The organism is Legionella sp. (genome assembly GCF_049790535.1).
Taxonomy (GTDB): domain Bacteria; phylum Pseudomonadota; class Gammaproteobacteria; order Legionellales; family Legionellaceae; genus Legionella.
The window spans coordinates 1-16,118 of record NZ_JBAQZB010000039.1 but is presented as its reverse complement, the minus strand read 5'-3'; the positions used below and the strand labels follow the sequence as shown (position 1 = coordinate 16,118).

Sequence of the window (16,118 nt, the reverse complement as noted above, 5' to 3'; positions counted from 1 at the left end):
GATGATTGCAGAACTAGGACTTTTTTCGTTGATTCTGGCGCTGATTGCGTCCATTGCTCTTGTGTTAATTCCTTCAATGGGCTTGCAATTCAAGCGTAGTGAGTGGCTTGATTCTGCAAGAATTTATGTTATTTGCCAATTTTTCTTTATTGCACTAGCTTATATTTTTCTTACTCTTTGTTTTTTAAAAAATGACTTTTCCGTTATTTATGTGATGAGTAATTCCAGTATTGCGCTGCCTTGGTTTTATAAGCTTTGCGCTGTATGGGGCGGGCATGAGGGCTCAATGTTATTGTGGGTTCTTATTTTAAGTTTTTGGATAGTTATGGTTGCTTTTTTTAGTTCCGCTTTGGATAAAGAAATGCGTACCCGTGTTCTGGTGGTACTTGGTTGGTTAAGCATTGGTTTTATTTTATTTTTGTTAACAACGTCCAATCCTTTTTTACGTCAATTTCAAGTCTTGAACACATCTGGCCGCGATTTGAATCCTTTATTACAAGATCCGGGTTTTTTATTTCATCCTCCCATGTTGTATATGGGCTATGTTGGTTTTTCTGTAGCTTTTGCTTTTGCCATTGCCGCTTTATGGAGCGGCAAGCTGGAAACCCAATGGTCGAAATGGACTAGACCCTGGACCTTGGCTGCTTGGTGTTGTTTGACTGCAGGGATTACTTTGGGCAGTTGGTGGGCCTATCGAGAATTAGGCTGGGGTGGATGGTGGTTTTGGGATCCGGTAGAAAATGCTTCATTTATGCCATGGTTAATTGGCACTGCATTATTACATTCTTTGGCAGTTACCGAACAGCGACAGCAGTTTAAAGCGTGGACTATGTTATTAGCTATTACTGCTTTTTCTTTAAGTTTAATCGGCACATTTTTGGTGCGTTCTGGCGTTTTAACCTCAGTACATGCCTTTGCTGTAGATCCGCAACGCGGTTTGTATATTTTAGGGTTTTTATTATTTGTCATTGGTGGTTCATTGTTGTTATTTCTTTTTAGAGCACAAACATTGCAAACAACAATGAATCCTAGCCCTGTTTCGCGCGAGAGTGCTTTATTATTAAATAATGTTTTCTTAGTGGTGATTATGCTTACCGTCTTAATGGGCACTGTTTACCCATTATTAATTGAAGGTTTAGGATTAGGTAAGTTATCCGTTGGAGCTCCTTATTTTAATGCAGTATTTGTGCCTCTAATGATTCCAATGCTGTTATTAATGGGACTTGGGATTCATTTAAAGTGGAGCAAAGATAATTGGCGCCGTGTATTTAAGAAATTGAGGAAAGCTGCTTTGTTCAGTATTTTACTGCCCATTGTTTTGTTATTGTTGACTCATAAGGAATTGAATAGCACAGCACTTCTGGGTTTAATTTTAGCAACGTGGATTATTTTAAGTACTGTTCAGGCTGTTGCCAGGCGCATTAAAGAGCGCAGTAGTTTAATTCAGGTAGGTCAAGCCTATTGGGGGATGGTTTTGGCTCATTTAGGTATTGCAGCTACTGTAATTGGTATTGCAGTTTCTACTGCTTATGGGGTACAGGATGATGTGCAAATGGAACCTGGAAAAACTATAAATTTGCTAAGTTATGCAATTGAGTTTGTGAATCAAAAGCCTTTAGTGGGGCCAAACTATAGGGGAACACAAGCGCAATTTAAAATAAAACACTATAACAAAACACGGGTGATTTACCCTGAAAAAAGACTGTATACAATTGGTCAAATGGCGATGACGGAATCGGCAATTGATGTAACGCCTTTTCGTGATATTTATGTAGCTTTGGGAGAGCCTTTATCCGATGAGTCTTGGTCAGTTCGACTTTATTATAAACCATTAGTGCGCTGGATCTGGGCAGGCGGATTTATGATTTTAGCGGGTGGTTTTTTTGCTTTGACTGACAAAAGATATTATCAAAAAAAGCAAGAAAAGATGGGAGAAAAGGCATGAAAAAATTAAGTTGGCGAATTATTCCCATTGTTTTCTTTGTATTGTTGAGTGCTTTTCTTTGGCGTGGTTTGTCCCTAAAGCCACAAGATTTACCCTTAGCACAGCTCGGCAAATCCTTACCTGATTTTATTTTGCCACAATTACAACATCCTGATGTTGTATTTAATGCGAATCAAATTCGCAATCAGGTAGTTTTATTGAATGTTTGGGCAAGCTGGTGCGCAGCGTGTGCGGAAGAACAGGTATTTATGTTGCAGTTGGCGCGTGAAGGGGTACCGATCTATGGTTTGAATTATAAAGATAAATCTGAAGATGCTTTGCAATGGTTAGCACAATGGGGAAATCCTTATCAGCTAGTAGTCCAAGATCGTGAGGGCAAAGTGGCTATTGATTTAGGGGTTTATGGGGCGCCTGAGACTTTTGTTATTGATAAAAAGGGGATAATTCGTTACCGACATGCCGGGATTATAGATGAAGAGCTTTGGCAAAAAGAAATGAAACCTTTAATGATGCAACTGGAACAAATTTCATGAAAAATTTCTACTTAATTTGTTTCAGTATATTTTTTTTAGGCAATAGCCACGCTTTGACAAACAGTTTTTATCCCTTAGATTCAGCTAAAAAAGAAGCCCAATTTAATCATTTATTAAAAAATTTGCGTTGTTTGGTATGTCAAAATCAAGATTTGGCAGATTCTAATGCTGATCTAGCGAAAGATTTACGTGACAAGGTCTATCAATTGGTAAAAGAAGGAAAGAGCGATAGTGAAATTAATGATTACCTAACTTCCCGCTATGGGGATTTTATTTTGTTTAAGCCGCCAGTGAAAGCCATCACTTATTTATTATGGTTTGGGCCAGTTTTATTTTTATTATTGGGTTTTTTAATTTTTTGGCGGGCCTGTTTTAAGATTAAGAAAGCAGAGAGCTGAGTCACGCGTTCTGCTCTTTAAGGTAGTTATTTATGAATGAATGGTGGTTACTTAGTTTATTAATCGGAATAACTTTTTTAGCAAGCATTTTAATGGTTTATCCACTAAGACATCATTTAATTGCTCGTATAATGATGATGCTGGTTATTTTTGTTATGGTATTTTCTGGATATTATTATTGGGGAAGCTTTGCTCCTTGGCGTGAATATGTTCAACAGTTGGCAAAACAAAAACAAGCTAAGGCTCTTTTAAAATCAATTAAAAATCCACAAGAGTTAATCGATAGATTGCGCGTTAAATTAGATGATTCTCCAAAAAGCGCTAAAGGCTGGTATCTTTTAGGGCGTTTGTATGCAGGTCAGAATAAACAACAAAAAGCTGTAGAAGCTTTTGCCAAGGCTTATCAATTTAGCCCTCAGGAAGAACTTTTCGCAGTAAATTACGCGCATAGCTTATGGGAAGAGCATAATCAACAATTTACCGCGCAAATTAGGGAAGTTTTGCGTAATTTATTAAAAAATAATTCCAATCAACCTGATGCATTAGCCATGCTGGCTATGGATGCTTATACAAATCATGCTTATAAGGATGCAATTAATTATTGGCATCGGTTGCTTCAATTAGCCCCTCAACAATCAGCGGAATCACAGGCAATTCGTAGAGCAATCGCTAAAGCTGAAGAGCAGATTAAATTATGAGAAAAAATTTGAAGTAAAGGAAACAATGTTTTTTTCAGTAATGCAATTAATTTTAAATCTGCTAGTCTTTAAAATAAGAATCAGTATCTTAAGGAGAAAATGATGTATAAGAAGGTATTGTTTGCGACCGATTTTGATGAAGTTGGGGTATTAGCAGCTCATAAGGCAAAGAAAATTGCTGATGAGAATAAGGCTGATCTGATCTTAGTTCATGTTGTTGAACCTATTCCTGCTTATGCTTACCCGGGATTTGCCGGATTTGCGGAAGTTGAGCTGTCTATCCGTGAGCAAGCTGAGAAAGAACTTAAACAACTGGCCGAAAAATTAGGTGTTGATGAAAAACATCGTTTTTTAGAATTTGGTTCTACCAAAAATGAAATACTAAGGGTTGCTGCAGAACGTAAGATTGATTTAATTGTCACCGGTAGTCATGGAAAACATGGTCTTTCCTTGCTATTAGGTTCTACGGCAAATTCAATTTTACATAATGCAGAATGTGATGTTTTAATTGTGCGCCCTAAGATTGAGAAGAAATAGGAAAAAAAGTAGGTTCTATTGACCACTGAATCTCTGAAGTCTTATGTTCTCTGCTTTGCCAAAGAGATGTAAAGACTGGCCGTGCAATTCAAAGTATCCTTAAGTTATCATTTCTCAATAGAACAGAAAACAAGTATACTATTGCCTTTTAGTTTTCTGATTGAATAATTCAATGAACTTATTGCGTGGTATTCAACGTTTTTCTGCTTTCACTAAGGGCGTAGTTGCTACCATTGGTAATTTCGATGGAGTCCATTTAGGCCATCAAAATCTTATTAAGGCTTTGAGAGAAAAAGCAAATGCTTTGAAACTTCCTTTAGTTCTAATTTTATTTGAACCCCAGCCTCGGGAATATTTGCAAAAAAATGATGCCCCAGCCAGACTTTCCAGTTTAAGAGAAAAACTGGATGTGTTACGTAATTGTCACGTTGATTACGTTTATTGTATTAAATTTGACGATTTTTTGGCTCAAACAAGTGCAACAGCCTTTGCTCGTAACTATTTATTTTCTATGTTAAATGTAAAATATCTTCTTATTGGTGAGGATTTTTATTTTGGAAAAAACAGAGAAGGGGATGTGAATTTACTTAAAAGCTTAGGTACTGAATATGATTGTAAGGTGCAGCTTTACGCCGATTTTTGTATTAACAATGAACGAATTAGTTCTACAAAGATTAGAACAGCTTTACAAGCAGGTAATCTTGAAGGAGCAAGCAAATATTTAGGACGGCCTTATAGTATTTGTGGACGAGTGATGCATGGTGATGAGCGAGGACGACAATGGGGCATTCCTACTGCTAATTTGGGACTTTATCGTCGATCTGTGTCCTTGCAGGGTGTTTTTGCAGTTCAGGTTCATCGTGCTCATCAACACGTTGTATACGGTGTTGCAAACTTAGGAAAGCGTCCTACAGTAGATGGCACCAAAAGTATTTTGGAAGTTCATTTATTTGATTTTGATCAGTTAATTTATGGTGAATTGCTGCAAGTGTTGTTCTTGCACAAATTGCGTGATGAGGTTAAATTCACCTCAGTAGATGCTTTGGTGACGCAAATATATGAAGATATTGCGGCGGCGAAAGTATTTGTCAATAATTTAAAGACTTCGCAGAGTGGTGGGTAGTTATGGCAGAATATAAAGATACATTAAACCTTCCTAATACTTCATTTCCAATGAAGGCAAGCTTGGCAATCCGTGAGCCAGAAGTTTTGGCTGCTTGGCAAGAAAAAAAGGTGTATGAACAGATTCGAAAGGCTCGTGCAGGGAATAAGAAATTTATTTTACATGACGGTCCCCCTTATGCAAACGGTCATTTGCACTGTGGTCATGCATTAAATAAAATACTTAAAGATATCATTATTAAATCTAAATCTTTTAGTGGTTATGATGCCCCTTTTGTCCCTGGCTGGGATTGTCATGGCTTACCCATTGAGCTCAATGTAGAGAAAAAAATTGGTCGAGTGGGAGACAAAGTAACTGCCAAAGCGTTTCGAGCTCAATGTCGTGAATATGCAAGCAGTCAGATAGACATTCAACGCAAAGAATTTCAACGTTTAGGTGTGTTTGGTGATTGGGATAATCCTTATATTACTATGGATTTCCGCTACGAAGCCAGTATTGTTCGCGCTTTAGGCTTAATAATAGAAAATGGTCATTTACAACAAGGTTTTAAACCAGTCCATTGGTGTATTGATTGTGGTTCTGCATTAGCTGAGGCGGAAGTTGATTATGAAGAAAAAACATCACTTTCTATAGATGTAGCTTTTGCAGCAGTAAATCCAGAAGAGTTTATTAAGCTATTTCATGGAGTTGATGAGGTTAAAAAATTAAGCGTACCGATTTGGACTACCACTCCATGGACTTTGCCTGCAAATGAAGCGGTATGTCTGCATCCCGAGATTGATTACTCTTTGATTGATGCCGGCTCTTTTTATCTAATTCTTGCTGCAGATTTAGTGAAATCAGCGATGGTACGTTATGGTATTAACGAGTACAGCATCAAAGGTTCTGCCAAAGGAAAGGTATTTGAGCATTTAAAATTAAAACATCCTTTTTATGATCGATCTGTACCTGTAGTATTAGGCACTCATGTCACAACGGATTCAGGTACAGGTAGTGTACATACGGCTCCAGCACACGGTCCAGACGATTATGTGATTGGACAAGCTTATAATCTACCTTTAATTAATCCAGTGAAGGCAAATGGTTGCTTTGCAGAAGATGTGGAATTGTTTGCTGGAATTCATGTATTTAAGGCAAATGATTCCATTATTAACATTTTGGTTGAAAAAGGGGTTTTATTAGCCAAAGATACCATTCAACACAGTTATCCTCATTGTTGGCGACATAAATCACCGATGATTTTCCTTGCTACGCCTCAGTGGTTTATTTCTATGGATAAAAATCACTTAAGAACCATGATTATTAATGCAATTGATAAGGTGAGTTGGGTTCCTGCTTGGGGGAAAGCACGCATTAGTACTATGGTTGAAAACAGGCCTGATTGGTGCATATCAAGACAAAGAGCTTGGGGTACACCTATGCCGTTATTTGTTCACACTGGTACCCTAGAACTGCATCCGAAAACATTAGAGTTTATTGAACAAGTAGCATTACGTATAGAAGAGTCAGGAATTGATGCTTGGTTTGCAATGGATAAGGCTGAATTGTTGGGTGATGAAGCACCGTTTTACGATAAAATTAATGACACCATGGATGTGTGGTTAGATTCTGGAGTAACGCATTTTTGTGTTTTAAAACAAAATAAAGAATTGGCATTTCCTGCAGATGTTTATTTTGAAGGGTCGGACCAACATCGAGGCTGGTTTAATTCATCATTAACTACTGCAATAGCAATGTATGGAGTTGCTCCTTATAAAACAGTATTGACCCATGGTTATACAGTAGATGCGGGGGGCAGAAAACTTTCTAAATCCAAAGGTAATTATGTAGCTTTGGATCAAATGGTAAATCAGCATGGTGCTGATATTTTACGTTTATGGGTAGCATCAACTGATTACCGACATGAAGTTAGTATTTCGGATGAAATCATTAAACGTAATGCTGATGCTTATCGTAGGATTCGTAATACTGCGCGATTTTTGTTAGCAAATTTATTTGATTTTGACCCCACAGTTGATGCTGTTCAAGGCAAGGAGCTTTTAGAATTAGATAGATGGGCAATCAAGCGATGTCAATTATTACAAGAAGAAATTGTTGCAGCTTATGAAAGTTATCAATTCCACGTGATTTATCAGAAAATTCATAATTTCTGTGCTGTGGACATGGGTGGTTTTTATCTGGATTTAATTAAAGACAGGCAATACACCACAGCAAAACAAAGCCAAGCACGACGATCCTGTCAAACAGCTATGTATCATATTATTAGAGCATTTACTCTTTGGTTAGCTCCTATATTATCCTTTACCGCTGAAGAAATTGCACGCTACATTCCTGGCTATGCCCATGAAACACTCTTTACAGAGCTCTGGTATGATGCGTCGCCGAAGATTGACGCAGTGAATATGGCTGAATGGGATGAATTGCATTTAATTCGTGATGAAGTGAATAAGGCACTTGAAGAATCTCGGAAAAAAGGAGAGATTGGTTCAGCTTTAGCAGCAGAAGTATCTTTATATGCAGACCATAAAACGTTCCCTAAATTAAGTCGTTTAGGTGAAGAGCTACGCTTTTTATTAATTACTTCGGGTGCGACAGTGCATTCTATGGACTCTGCTCCTCCGGGATTGATAGTTACAGACTATGGTATAGGTATTCAAGTATATCCTAGTACTCATGAAAAATGTGCACGCTGTTGGCATCGACGACCTGATGTTGGGCGTGATGTTCAGCACCCTGAGCTCTGTTTACGTTGCGTAGGTAACATTAGTGGCCAAGATGAAGTGAGGCAATTTATATGAAGAAATGGCATTGGTTAATGCTCAGTATTTTAATTATTGTTTGTGATCAGGTGAGTAAATACTGGGCACTAAATTCTTTAATTCCCTATGAGCCAGTGCCTGTTTTCCCTTTACTCAATGTTACTTTGGCGTTTAACACGGGTGCTGCATTTAGCTTTTTAAATGGAGCAGGTGATTGGCATCGGTGGTTTTTCGCAGGCTTTAGTTTAATTATGAGCATTGTTCTTATAATCTGGCTTTATAGGGTACCGACTCAGGCACGATTATTATCTGCAGGAATTAGCCTTATCCTGGGAGGGGCCATCGGTAATTTAATTGACCGTGCGTTTTATGGTTATGTGATTGATTTTATCGATGTGTATTATCGTCATCATCATTTTGCAACCTTTAATATTGCCGATAGTGCCATTTTTCTGGGCGCTTCATTTTTTGTTTTGGACGTGTTGATTAATCGTAAATAAACTTATAGAACCTATTCTGAACTAAAAAATATTATTTAAGACAATCACTAGTATTGCCAATAAGTCGCAGGACGAAAAGAGTAAAGAGCAAATGTCGATAGTCTCTAGTCAATACTCATTTTAGTGCGGCTTATTAGAAAAAGGAGTAGGGGAAGGGGAAACATGTTTTTCTTGTTCCTGCTTAGATTGAGGCTTATTAGAGGTTGACGAATCCATCGGGCTTTTCATCGGATTTTGATTTTTCAGCTGATTCTGATTTTTCAACTGATTCAGATTCCGTATTGGTGTTAACCCAGGTTTGTTGGGATCAGCACTAAAACGTGCCATATGTTGCAATAATGATTGCATGGTTGTTTGAGGAAGGGGGGCCATTGGGGGTATTGTACCCAGACCTAATGATACCAAGCCTTTTTTCAAAAACTCTTTAATTTCTGTGCGATCTATTTGCTTGTCATTTCTTTTATCTGCATACTTATCTACCAGATCAAATAAGTTGTCTTTCGACAGATTATTTTTAGTAGAAAACAGTTTATCTAAAATAGGTAAACAATCTTGAGCAAACGTTATGGCTGATTTGGGGGGATTAGGGAGAGACGCAGTAGTTTTTCCTAGTGATGGCGAAGGACTAGGGGCCGATGGATCAACATTGGGTTGAGTTAAGGTTGCCCGAACTGATTCCATGAGGTGAATTTGATTTTCAAGATTCATTTTTTCAGCTGTGTTTTGCTCCTGCTTTACGTGTACTTCATCAATTTGTTGGCCGAGAAAATCTTGTTCTAATGTATGGTTATGACTAACCGCTTTTTTCACGCTCATTAATTCATGTTCTGAGTGTTTGAAACTTTCTTGAGCCTCTTCTTTATCTGCCTCAGATAGTTTATCTAAATCCTGACCTGCTTTTAAAAGATAATATTTACCATCTTTTTCAACAACTTTTTGCTCTTTATCTACAACAAACGCGGCATCTTTTTGTGAAGTTAGCTGCTCACCTTCGGCATTAAAAAATAGTTTGTCACCTTTTTTTGCGGAACGTAAATCATACAAGCTTGCTAGTTGTAAATTTAAAGCATTCTGTTCGTTTAATAGTTGTCGGGCTTTTGCCTCATCAGCAGGATCATCACTATCAAGTAGTGTGGTGATTTGGTCTGTTTGCGCATTAAGTTTATTTTCCATGTCCGTAATTAAATGATGCAAATCATCAGTATTTAATGCTTCATGTTCAGCAGATGATTTTTCAAATTCTTCAAGGCTTTCATTGTAGACATTATATTTACTTGTAAGCGCTTGTTGTTGTTGTTCAAGATTTTCCATACGTTGGCTAAGTTCTTTTTCTTCGACTGTAAGTCGGTTATGCTCCTCTCGATATTGTCTAATCGCTGAATCATAATTTGCCAATGCTTGTTGTAATTCTTTATTCATTTTAGATGTTACAGGTGTTTTTTGCGATGAAGTATCTGACTTACTTTGATTTATCAGTTTTGTATTGAGTTCCTCAATATATTCTTTAAGCTTTGATTCTGCGTGTGCATCTTTTTTAACTAACCAAAGCAATAGATAGATTTTTAGAAGACTCCTCCTCCTAGCTCTTTCTTGCAGTTCAAAATTGCGTTGGTCTTCAATGGCTTTATTAAGAATCGCTTTGTCCTTTATACTTGCTGTTACCCCTTTTCCTGCGGGAGATAATAAAAAAACTTTTAAATCGTTGGGATTTTTAAACCCAAAACGGCTTATATTGGTTGGTGAATTAGGATCTATCGTCTTTTGAGAGGGAGGCTCAAATCTTATTGGATCAATTTTAGAAATTACAGAATTTAACCGCTCACTAAGTTGAGATGATACATTTTTAGAAATTACAGAATCTAACCACTGACTGAGTTGAGGTGATATATCTTTTGGTGGAGAGAACTGTTGGTTTTCTATTTTTTTGCTCATATTATATCCCTACGGTACTGTTTATTTAATTATATACAAATTTGACCAATAAAACATCAATTCTTAGCTAATTATTTAATGTAATCGAAGTTTATACTTTATTTTAACTCATTTTTGCAAAATTAAACGGTTCTATTAAAAACATTAGTGCAGATTGGGCGTCTAGATATTTTACGGTGTCACTGATAAAATGTTTTAAAAGTACACAGGAATATATTAATGACAAGTTATTGTGGCTATATCGCCTTAGTTGGTAGACCTAATGTAGGTAAATCAACACTTCTAAATTGTATTTTAGAGCAAAAAATAAGTATCACATCAAAAAAATCTCAAACAACGCGCCACAGTATTTTGGGTATTCGTACTGTAAGTAATTATCAATTTATTTATGTGGATACTCCAGGTATTCATCAAAGTGACAGTAAAAAAGCAATGAATCGCTTGATGAATAAAACGGCGATTAGTGTTTTACGTGATGTGGATGTTGTTGTTTTTATCGTAGATGGTACTCATTGGGAGGAAGAAGACGAATATGTTTTAAATTTAATTAAACAATCTAAAGTGCCTTGTATTTTAGCAGTGAATAAAGTTGATAAAATTGATGATAAAACGCAATTATTACCGTCGATGGAGCAAATGAGCCAAAAATACGACTTTGTTGCCATTATCCCTCTTTCAGCAAAAACAGGGATACAAGTCGATGAGTTAATAAAAATACTACAAACCTATTTGCCTGAAGGTCCACATTTATTCCCAGAAGATCAATTAACAGACCGCTCTACCAAATTTTTATGTTCTGAATTAGTACGTGAGAAAATTTTTCGTTTTTGTGGTCAGGAATTACCTTATGCAGTTACCGTAGAGATTGAATCGTATAAAGATGAAGGAAATTTAGTGCGTATTCATGCATTAATTTTGGTAGAGAAAGAGAGTCATAAACGAATGATTATTGGTGATAAGGGACAAAAATTAAAAGAAATGGCAACTAGCGCACGTCTGGACATGGAAAAATTGTTAGGGAAAAAAGTTTTTTTGCAATGCTGGTGTAAAGTCAAATCAGGTTGGGCTGATGACGAGCGTTTGTTGAAACAATTAGGTTATGACTAAGACAATCGAAGGGTGGGTAGTACACAAACAATGGTCTGGTGATACCAGTGCCAGAGTGAGTTTTTTTACGCTAGAATTAGGTTTTATTCAGTGCCTTTACAAAGGGGGGCGTACTCCTAAAAGACAAGCTCTTTTGCAGGTATTTACTCCATTATGGCTTACCGTTGATGAGCGTTATGAACGATATTATGTGAAAACGGTTGAAAGCATTTCCCCCACATTAGACCTTGAAGGGCATTCTCTTTTCTGTGCTTTATATGTTAATGAAATTCTCTATTATGCGCTAAGTCCATATTATCATGATGCCTCTTTGTTTGAAGTTTATTTATTTACCTTAAATGGTTTGGCTTCGACCCGAGAGCGTCTGGTTTTTGAATCCTTATTAAGACGCTTTGAATGGGCGTTGCTGAAAACCTGTGGTTATTCCTTCTCACTCATTCATGAAGCAAGAACAAATAACTTTATAGTCCCTGAGTTATATTATCAATTTGTGGCAGGTGAGGGGTTTATTTCAACAAGTGAAGGTATTCCTGGGAGGCATATACTTGCTTTGGCAGAAGATAACCTGAGCGAAGCTGATTATTTAAAGTCAGCGAAATATATTATGCGCCAGGCCATAGACGATTTGCTAGGTGGTAGGGAAATTAAGTCTCGGTCTTTATATAGCAGGGTCAATAAGCTATGCTAAATTAATAGAGATATTTTTTAATCAACTTGAGTTTAAGGAAGAAGGAACATTATACTCTTAATTTTTTATTATGTGGTATAAAAATGAGTAAGCTAATCTTATTAGGTGTGAATATTGATCACATAGCTACAGTACGACAGGCACGTGGTACTCGTTATCCAGATCCGGTGCAAGCCGCTATGGAGGCTGAAAAAGCGGGTGCAGATGGAATTACTCTACACATGCGTGAGGATTTACGCCATATTCAAGCCCGTGATGTACGCTTAATAAAACAGGTATTGCAAACGCGGATGAATCTTGAATTAGCAGTTACTGAGGCAATGCTTGATTTTGCAGAAGAAATTTCTCCTGAACATACTTGCCTAGTTCCGGAAAAACGTGAAGAATTAACTACTGAAGGAGGCTTGGATGTTATAACGCATCAGCAAACGGTTGAGCGGGCGGTTCGACGTTTACAGGTGATTGGTAGCGAAGTCTCTTTATTTATTGATCCTGATCTCAATCAGATCAAAGCTGCCGCAGAAATAGGTGTTCCTGTAATTGAATTGCATACAGGTTGCTATGCCGATGCAACTCATATGGATCAGAAACAGTATGAACTAAAACGAATTAAACAGGCAGCAGAATACGCTTCTAGTTTAAATCTTATTGTAAACGCAGGTCATGGTTTAAATTATCATAACGTACAACCCATAGCAGCAATTAAAGAGTTACTTGAACTTAACATCGGCCATGCCATTATTGCTCGAGCTTTATTTTGTGGAATGAACGAAGCAGTAAGACACATGCGTCAATTAATGCTAGAAGCGAGAATCTATGTCAATGACTGACGTAATTGTTATTCGTATCACCGGGGATTCAGGTGATGGCGTACAACTGGTTGGTGAACAATTAACCATTAGTGCAGCACTCACTGGACGGGATGTTCGAACTATGCCTGATTTTCCAGCGGAAATCAGAGCTCCTGCAGGGACGGTAGCAGGTGTTTCTGGTTTCCAATTAGCTATGGCAGAGCACGCTATTTTTACTGCAGGTGAATCTTTAAATGTTTTAGTTGCTTTAAATCCTGCCGCTTTAAAAAATTCATTGCAGCATTTAAATCATGGTGGTTTATTGATTATCAATGAGGACAGTTATCAAGATAAAGATTGGCAAAAAGCTGGGATGGATAAGAGTTTTCTAAATAATTGTGTTGAGCACTACCATATTGTTTCCTTTCCTTTAATCACGCAAACCTTACAGGCAGTAGCGTCATTTGAATTAACTAAGCCTCAGGCGACAAAAACTAAAAACTTTTATATTTTGGGATTGGTATTATGGTTATTTGATTTACCAACCAAGGCTTGTGAGGACTTCATTGCCAAGAAATTTAAGGCGAATTTAGTAATTGCAAAAGCAAATGCAGCAGCTTTATTGGCAGGATACAATTATGCTATGACCTTGGAATTAGCGCGTCGCGATTACATGTTAGGTGAAGCCAATCGCCATGCGGGTGAATATCGACAAATTACTGGGGTTGAAGCAGTAGGATTGGCACTGGCTACTCTAGCAACGCATACCCGTACGCCGATGTTGGTATCAGGTTATCCAATTACTCCTTCTTCAGCTATTTTACATGAATGTGCACGTTTAGCAGATTTTGGTGTGCAATTAATACAGGCAGAGGATGAGATTGCGGCTATCTGTTCTTGCATCGGAGCCGCTTATGGGGGGAGACTCGCGTTAACTTGTACTTCTGGACCTGGCTTGGACTTGAAAAGTGAAAGTCTTGGACTTGCAGTAGTGGCAGAATTGCCACTGGTTTTGGTTGATGTGCAACGAGCAGGAGCCTCAACAGGGTTGCCGACTAAAACAAGTCAAAGCGATTTAAGACATGCTTTATATGGTCGTCATGGTGAAGCACCGTTAATTGTTATTGCTGCACAGACTGCAGCTGACTGTTTTAATACCATTTTAGAGGCATTTTATTTGGCAATTAAATACATGACTCCGGTTATTGTCTTACTTGATGCTTACCTAGCTAATGCAGCTGAGCCTTGGGAAATACCGGCAATTGAATCACTTAAATTGCCTACTATTGAGTTTAATCGTTTCTCCAAACCCTTTACTCGTGACGAATTTTTAAGTCGCAGCTGGAACATACCGGGAACCCCGGGGTTTATTCATCAATTGGGTGGTTTAGAAAAGCAAGGTGAGGATGGGCATGTAAGCTACGATGCTGAAAATCATCAAAAAATGGTGAATTTGCGTCAGAATAAGATTCAAGGTGTTTCGCGAGACTATGCTCCGTTGGTGATTGAGGGAGATGCCAAGGCGTCCATTTTATTAGTTGGTTGGGGAAGCACCTATGGCAGCTTAAAATCAGCTGTTTTGCAATGTCAGCAACATGGTTTGTCTTTGGCTTATGTGCATTTGCGTCACCTTAATCCCTTACCTACAGATTTAGGAGTTATTTTAAAAAGTTATGATAAGGTACTTGTTGCCGAATTAAATTCTGGACAATTAACGCAACTTATTCGTGCTACTTATTTGGTTGATGCACAAGTGATCAGTCAATGTAACGGCCAACCTTTTAGTGTCAGTCATTTAATTAATCTCCTTAAAGCGGAGGCCAATAATGAATAATATTTATAAGCGTGAAGATTTTGCTAATGCGAATGAGGTGCGTTGGTGCCCAGGGTGTGGTGATTATGCAATTTTAATGGCTTTGCAAAAAGTCCTGCCTGAGCTTGGTTTGCCACCAGAACAGCATGTTTTTGTTTCAGGAATTGGTTGTGCAGGTCGTTTACCTTATTATATGAATACTTATGGCTTCCATACTATTCATGGTCGTGCTACTGCGGTTGCGACAGGTTTAAAAGCTATGCGCGATGACTTATGTGTTTGGGTAATTACCGGTGATGGAGATGCTTTGAGTATTGGCGGTAATCATCTGATCCATATTTTACGTCGTAATGTGAATGTGAATATTTTATTATTTAATAATCAGGTTTATGGTTTAACAAAAGGCCAATTTTCACCAACTTCAAAAAAAGGACAGGTTACTAAAACTTCTCCTCAAGGGGTGAATAATGAACCAATCAACCCACTTGCATTAGCTTTAGCTGCAGGTGCTAGCTTTGTAGCGCGCGCGGTCGACAAAGATCCAACTCACTTAAGTGGATTATTAAAGAAAGCCCAAGAGCATCAAGGTTGTGCTTTCGTAGAAATTTATCAGGATTGTAACATTTTTAATCATGGAGCTTTTGATGAGTTTGCGATAAAGAATAATCGCGCAGAAAATACGGTACTTCTAGAACAAAACCAGCCGCTACTTTATGGGGCTCAGAAAGATAAAGCGCTTCATGTACAAGGGGATATATTCACCAGTGTCTCTGCTACTACGCAAGGACTTTATAAGCATGATACAGGCAGTTTGACCTCTGCCATACGTTTAGCGGCTTTAGCGTTTCCTGAGCATCCAGTTCCACTAGGTGTTTATTACCAAAAATCACGTGATTTATTTACTTTGCCACAAAAAGTTAATAAAACCATTGATGATCTACCCGGATTATTTAGAGCTAAAGCCAGTTGGCAACAAAGTTAGTAAGTGGATAATTAACCAATTCGAATGCTAAATTGGTTCTTATAAATTCTTAACTTAGTGAGAGGAGGAGTTCAGTTACCTCACTCTGAACCTCTGGTTGCTTCGCTTTGCTCGCAATGACGGGCTCCATCCGTATAATTTTAATCAAACTATGACAAAAGTGTCCTCTTGAGTCCGAATCTGAGTCTTTGGTTGTTGCCACTAGAGACCTGTGTTGTTTGGGAACTGTATTTTCGATAATAATTTAGGAACACTAAAGAGTGTTCTATTGTATGGATGGAGCCCGTCATTGCGAGCAAAGCGAAGCAACCC

The 16,118-nt window shown here is 37.8% G+C and carries 14 protein-coding genes; 13 read left to right on the top strand and 1 reads right to left on the bottom strand.

Annotation, left to right across the window (positions count from 1 at the left end; all coding sequences use genetic code 11):
* The first annotated feature begins 1 nt into the window (after window position 1).
* The 8 genes from WA877_RS01930 to lspA all read left to right on the top strand — a co-directional run bounded on the left by WA877_RS01930 (window position 2) and on the right by lspA (window position 8,493).
* Complete coding sequence (locus WA877_RS01930; protein WP_425169257.1) at window positions 2-1,945, top strand: heme lyase CcmF/NrfE family subunit; 1,944 nt, start codon at window positions 2-4, stop codon at window positions 1,943-1,945.
* Window positions 1,942-2,478 (top strand): DsbE family thiol:disulfide interchange protein, encoded by a 537-nt coding sequence (locus WA877_RS01925; RefSeq protein ID WP_425169256.1) that lies wholly within the window; start codon window positions 1,942-1,944, stop codon window positions 2,476-2,478. Before WA877_RS01930 ends, WA877_RS01925 begins: the two co-directional genes overlap by 4 nt.
* Window positions 2,475-2,876: a cytochrome c-type biogenesis protein gene (locus tag WA877_RS01920; protein WP_425169255.1), complete on the top strand. Its 402-nt coding sequence runs from the start codon at window positions 2,475-2,477 to the stop codon at window positions 2,874-2,876. The genes WA877_RS01925 and WA877_RS01920 overlap by 4 nt, the downstream gene beginning before the upstream one ends.
* A 32-nt stretch (window positions 2,877-2,908) precedes the next feature.
* The gene (locus WA877_RS01915; RefSeq protein WP_425169254.1) at window positions 2,909-3,574 is read left to right on the top strand and encodes a tetratricopeptide repeat protein; all 666 of its coding nucleotides are present in this window, start codon (window positions 2,909-2,911) and stop codon (window positions 3,572-3,574) included.
* Between the two features lie 102 nt (window positions 3,575-3,676).
* Window positions 3,677-4,111 (top strand): universal stress protein, encoded by a 435-nt coding sequence (locus WA877_RS01910; RefSeq protein WP_425169285.1) that lies wholly within the window; start codon window positions 3,677-3,679, stop codon window positions 4,109-4,111.
* 172 nt (window positions 4,112-4,283) lie between these two features.
* A complete protein-coding gene (gene ribF, locus WA877_RS01905) occupies window positions 4,284-5,234 on the top strand; it encodes a bifunctional riboflavin kinase/FAD synthetase (protein ID WP_425169253.1) in 951 nt (316 codons plus the stop codon).
* Window positions 5,235-5,236: 2 nt separating this feature from the next.
* Window positions 5,237-8,032, top strand: a complete 2,796-nt coding sequence (gene ileS / locus WA877_RS01900) for an isoleucine--tRNA ligase (protein ID WP_425169252.1) — start codon at window positions 5,237-5,239, stop codon at window positions 8,030-8,032.
* Window positions 8,029-8,493, top strand: a complete 465-nt coding sequence (gene lspA / locus WA877_RS01895; RefSeq protein WP_425169251.1) for a signal peptidase II — start codon at window positions 8,029-8,031, stop codon at window positions 8,491-8,493. Before ileS ends, lspA begins: the two co-directional genes overlap by 4 nt.
* Window positions 8,494-8,613: 120 nt before the next feature.
* On the opposite strand, the gene WA877_RS01890 is transcribed toward lspA, so the two are convergent.
* Window positions 8,614-10,425: a hypothetical protein gene (locus WA877_RS01890; RefSeq protein ID WP_425169250.1), complete on the bottom strand. Its 1,812-nt coding sequence runs from the start codon at window positions 10,423-10,425 to the stop codon at window positions 8,614-8,616.
* Window positions 10,426-10,644: 219 nt separating this feature from the next.
* Here WA877_RS01890 and era point away from each other — a divergent pair, with 219 nt between their 5' ends.
* From era to WA877_RS01865, 5 genes are all read left to right on the top strand, one after another.
* Complete coding sequence (gene era / locus WA877_RS01885; protein ID WP_425169249.1) at window positions 10,645-11,532, top strand: GTPase Era; 888 nt, start codon at window positions 10,645-10,647, stop codon at window positions 11,530-11,532.
* Window positions 11,525-12,220 (top strand): DNA repair protein RecO, encoded by a 696-nt coding sequence (gene recO, locus WA877_RS01880; RefSeq protein ID WP_425169248.1) that lies wholly within the window; start codon window positions 11,525-11,527, stop codon window positions 12,218-12,220. The genes era and recO overlap by 8 nt, the downstream gene beginning before the upstream one ends.
* An 83-nt stretch (window positions 12,221-12,303) precedes the next feature.
* Window positions 12,304-13,050: a pyridoxine 5'-phosphate synthase gene (gene pdxJ, locus WA877_RS01875; protein ID WP_425169247.1), complete on the top strand. Its 747-nt coding sequence runs from the start codon at window positions 12,304-12,306 to the stop codon at window positions 13,048-13,050.
* On the top strand, window positions 13,037-14,845 hold the full coding sequence (locus WA877_RS01870; RefSeq protein ID WP_425169246.1) for a 2-oxoacid:acceptor oxidoreductase subunit alpha: 1,809 nt from the start codon (window positions 13,037-13,039) through the stop codon (window positions 14,843-14,845). The genes pdxJ and WA877_RS01870 overlap by 14 nt, the downstream gene beginning before the upstream one ends.
* Window positions 14,838-15,806, top strand: coding sequence for a 2-oxoacid:ferredoxin oxidoreductase subunit beta (locus WA877_RS01865; protein WP_425169245.1), 969 nt, complete (start codon window positions 14,838-14,840; stop codon window positions 15,804-15,806). The genes WA877_RS01870 and WA877_RS01865 overlap by 8 nt, the downstream gene beginning before the upstream one ends.
* The last annotated feature ends 312 nt before the right edge of the window (window positions 15,807-16,118 follow it).

Bases quoted from the DNA above. Each gene is read 5' to 3' on its own strand.
- WA877_RS01930 (WP_425169257.1), top strand. From the start codon at position 2: ATGATTGCAGAACTAGGACTTTTTTCGTTGATTCTGGCGCTGATTGCG.
- WA877_RS01925 (WP_425169256.1), top strand. From the start codon at position 1,942: ATGAAAAAATTAAGTTGGCGAATTATTCCCATTGTTTTCTTTGTATTG.
- WA877_RS01920 (WP_425169255.1), top strand. From the start codon at position 2,475: ATGAAAAATTTCTACTTAATTTGTTTCAGTATATTTTTTTTAGGCAAT.
- WA877_RS01915 (WP_425169254.1), top strand. From the start codon at position 2,909: ATGAATGAATGGTGGTTACTTAGTTTATTAATCGGAATAACTTTTTTA.
- WA877_RS01910 (WP_425169285.1), top strand. From the start codon at position 3,677: ATGTATAAGAAGGTATTGTTTGCGACCGATTTTGATGAAGTTGGGGTA.
- ribF (WP_425169253.1), top strand. From the start codon at position 4,284: ATGAACTTATTGCGTGGTATTCAACGTTTTTCTGCTTTCACTAAGGGC.
- ileS (WP_425169252.1), top strand. From the start codon at position 5,237: ATGGCAGAATATAAAGATACATTAAACCTTCCTAATACTTCATTTCCA.
- lspA (WP_425169251.1), top strand. From the start codon at position 8,029: ATGAAGAAATGGCATTGGTTAATGCTCAGTATTTTAATTATTGTTTGT.
- WA877_RS01890 (WP_425169250.1), bottom strand. From the start codon at position 10,425: ATGAGCAAAAAAATAGAAAACCAACAGTTCTCTCCACCAAAAGATATA.
- era (WP_425169249.1), top strand. From the start codon at position 10,645: ATGACAAGTTATTGTGGCTATATCGCCTTAGTTGGTAGACCTAATGTA.
- recO (WP_425169248.1), top strand. From the start codon at position 11,525: ATGACTAAGACAATCGAAGGGTGGGTAGTACACAAACAATGGTCTGGT.
- pdxJ (WP_425169247.1), top strand. From the start codon at position 12,304: ATGAGTAAGCTAATCTTATTAGGTGTGAATATTGATCACATAGCTACA.
- WA877_RS01870 (WP_425169246.1), top strand. From the start codon at position 13,037: ATGTCAATGACTGACGTAATTGTTATTCGTATCACCGGGGATTCAGGT.
- WA877_RS01865 (WP_425169245.1), top strand. From the start codon at position 14,838: ATGAATAATATTTATAAGCGTGAAGATTTTGCTAATGCGAATGAGGTG.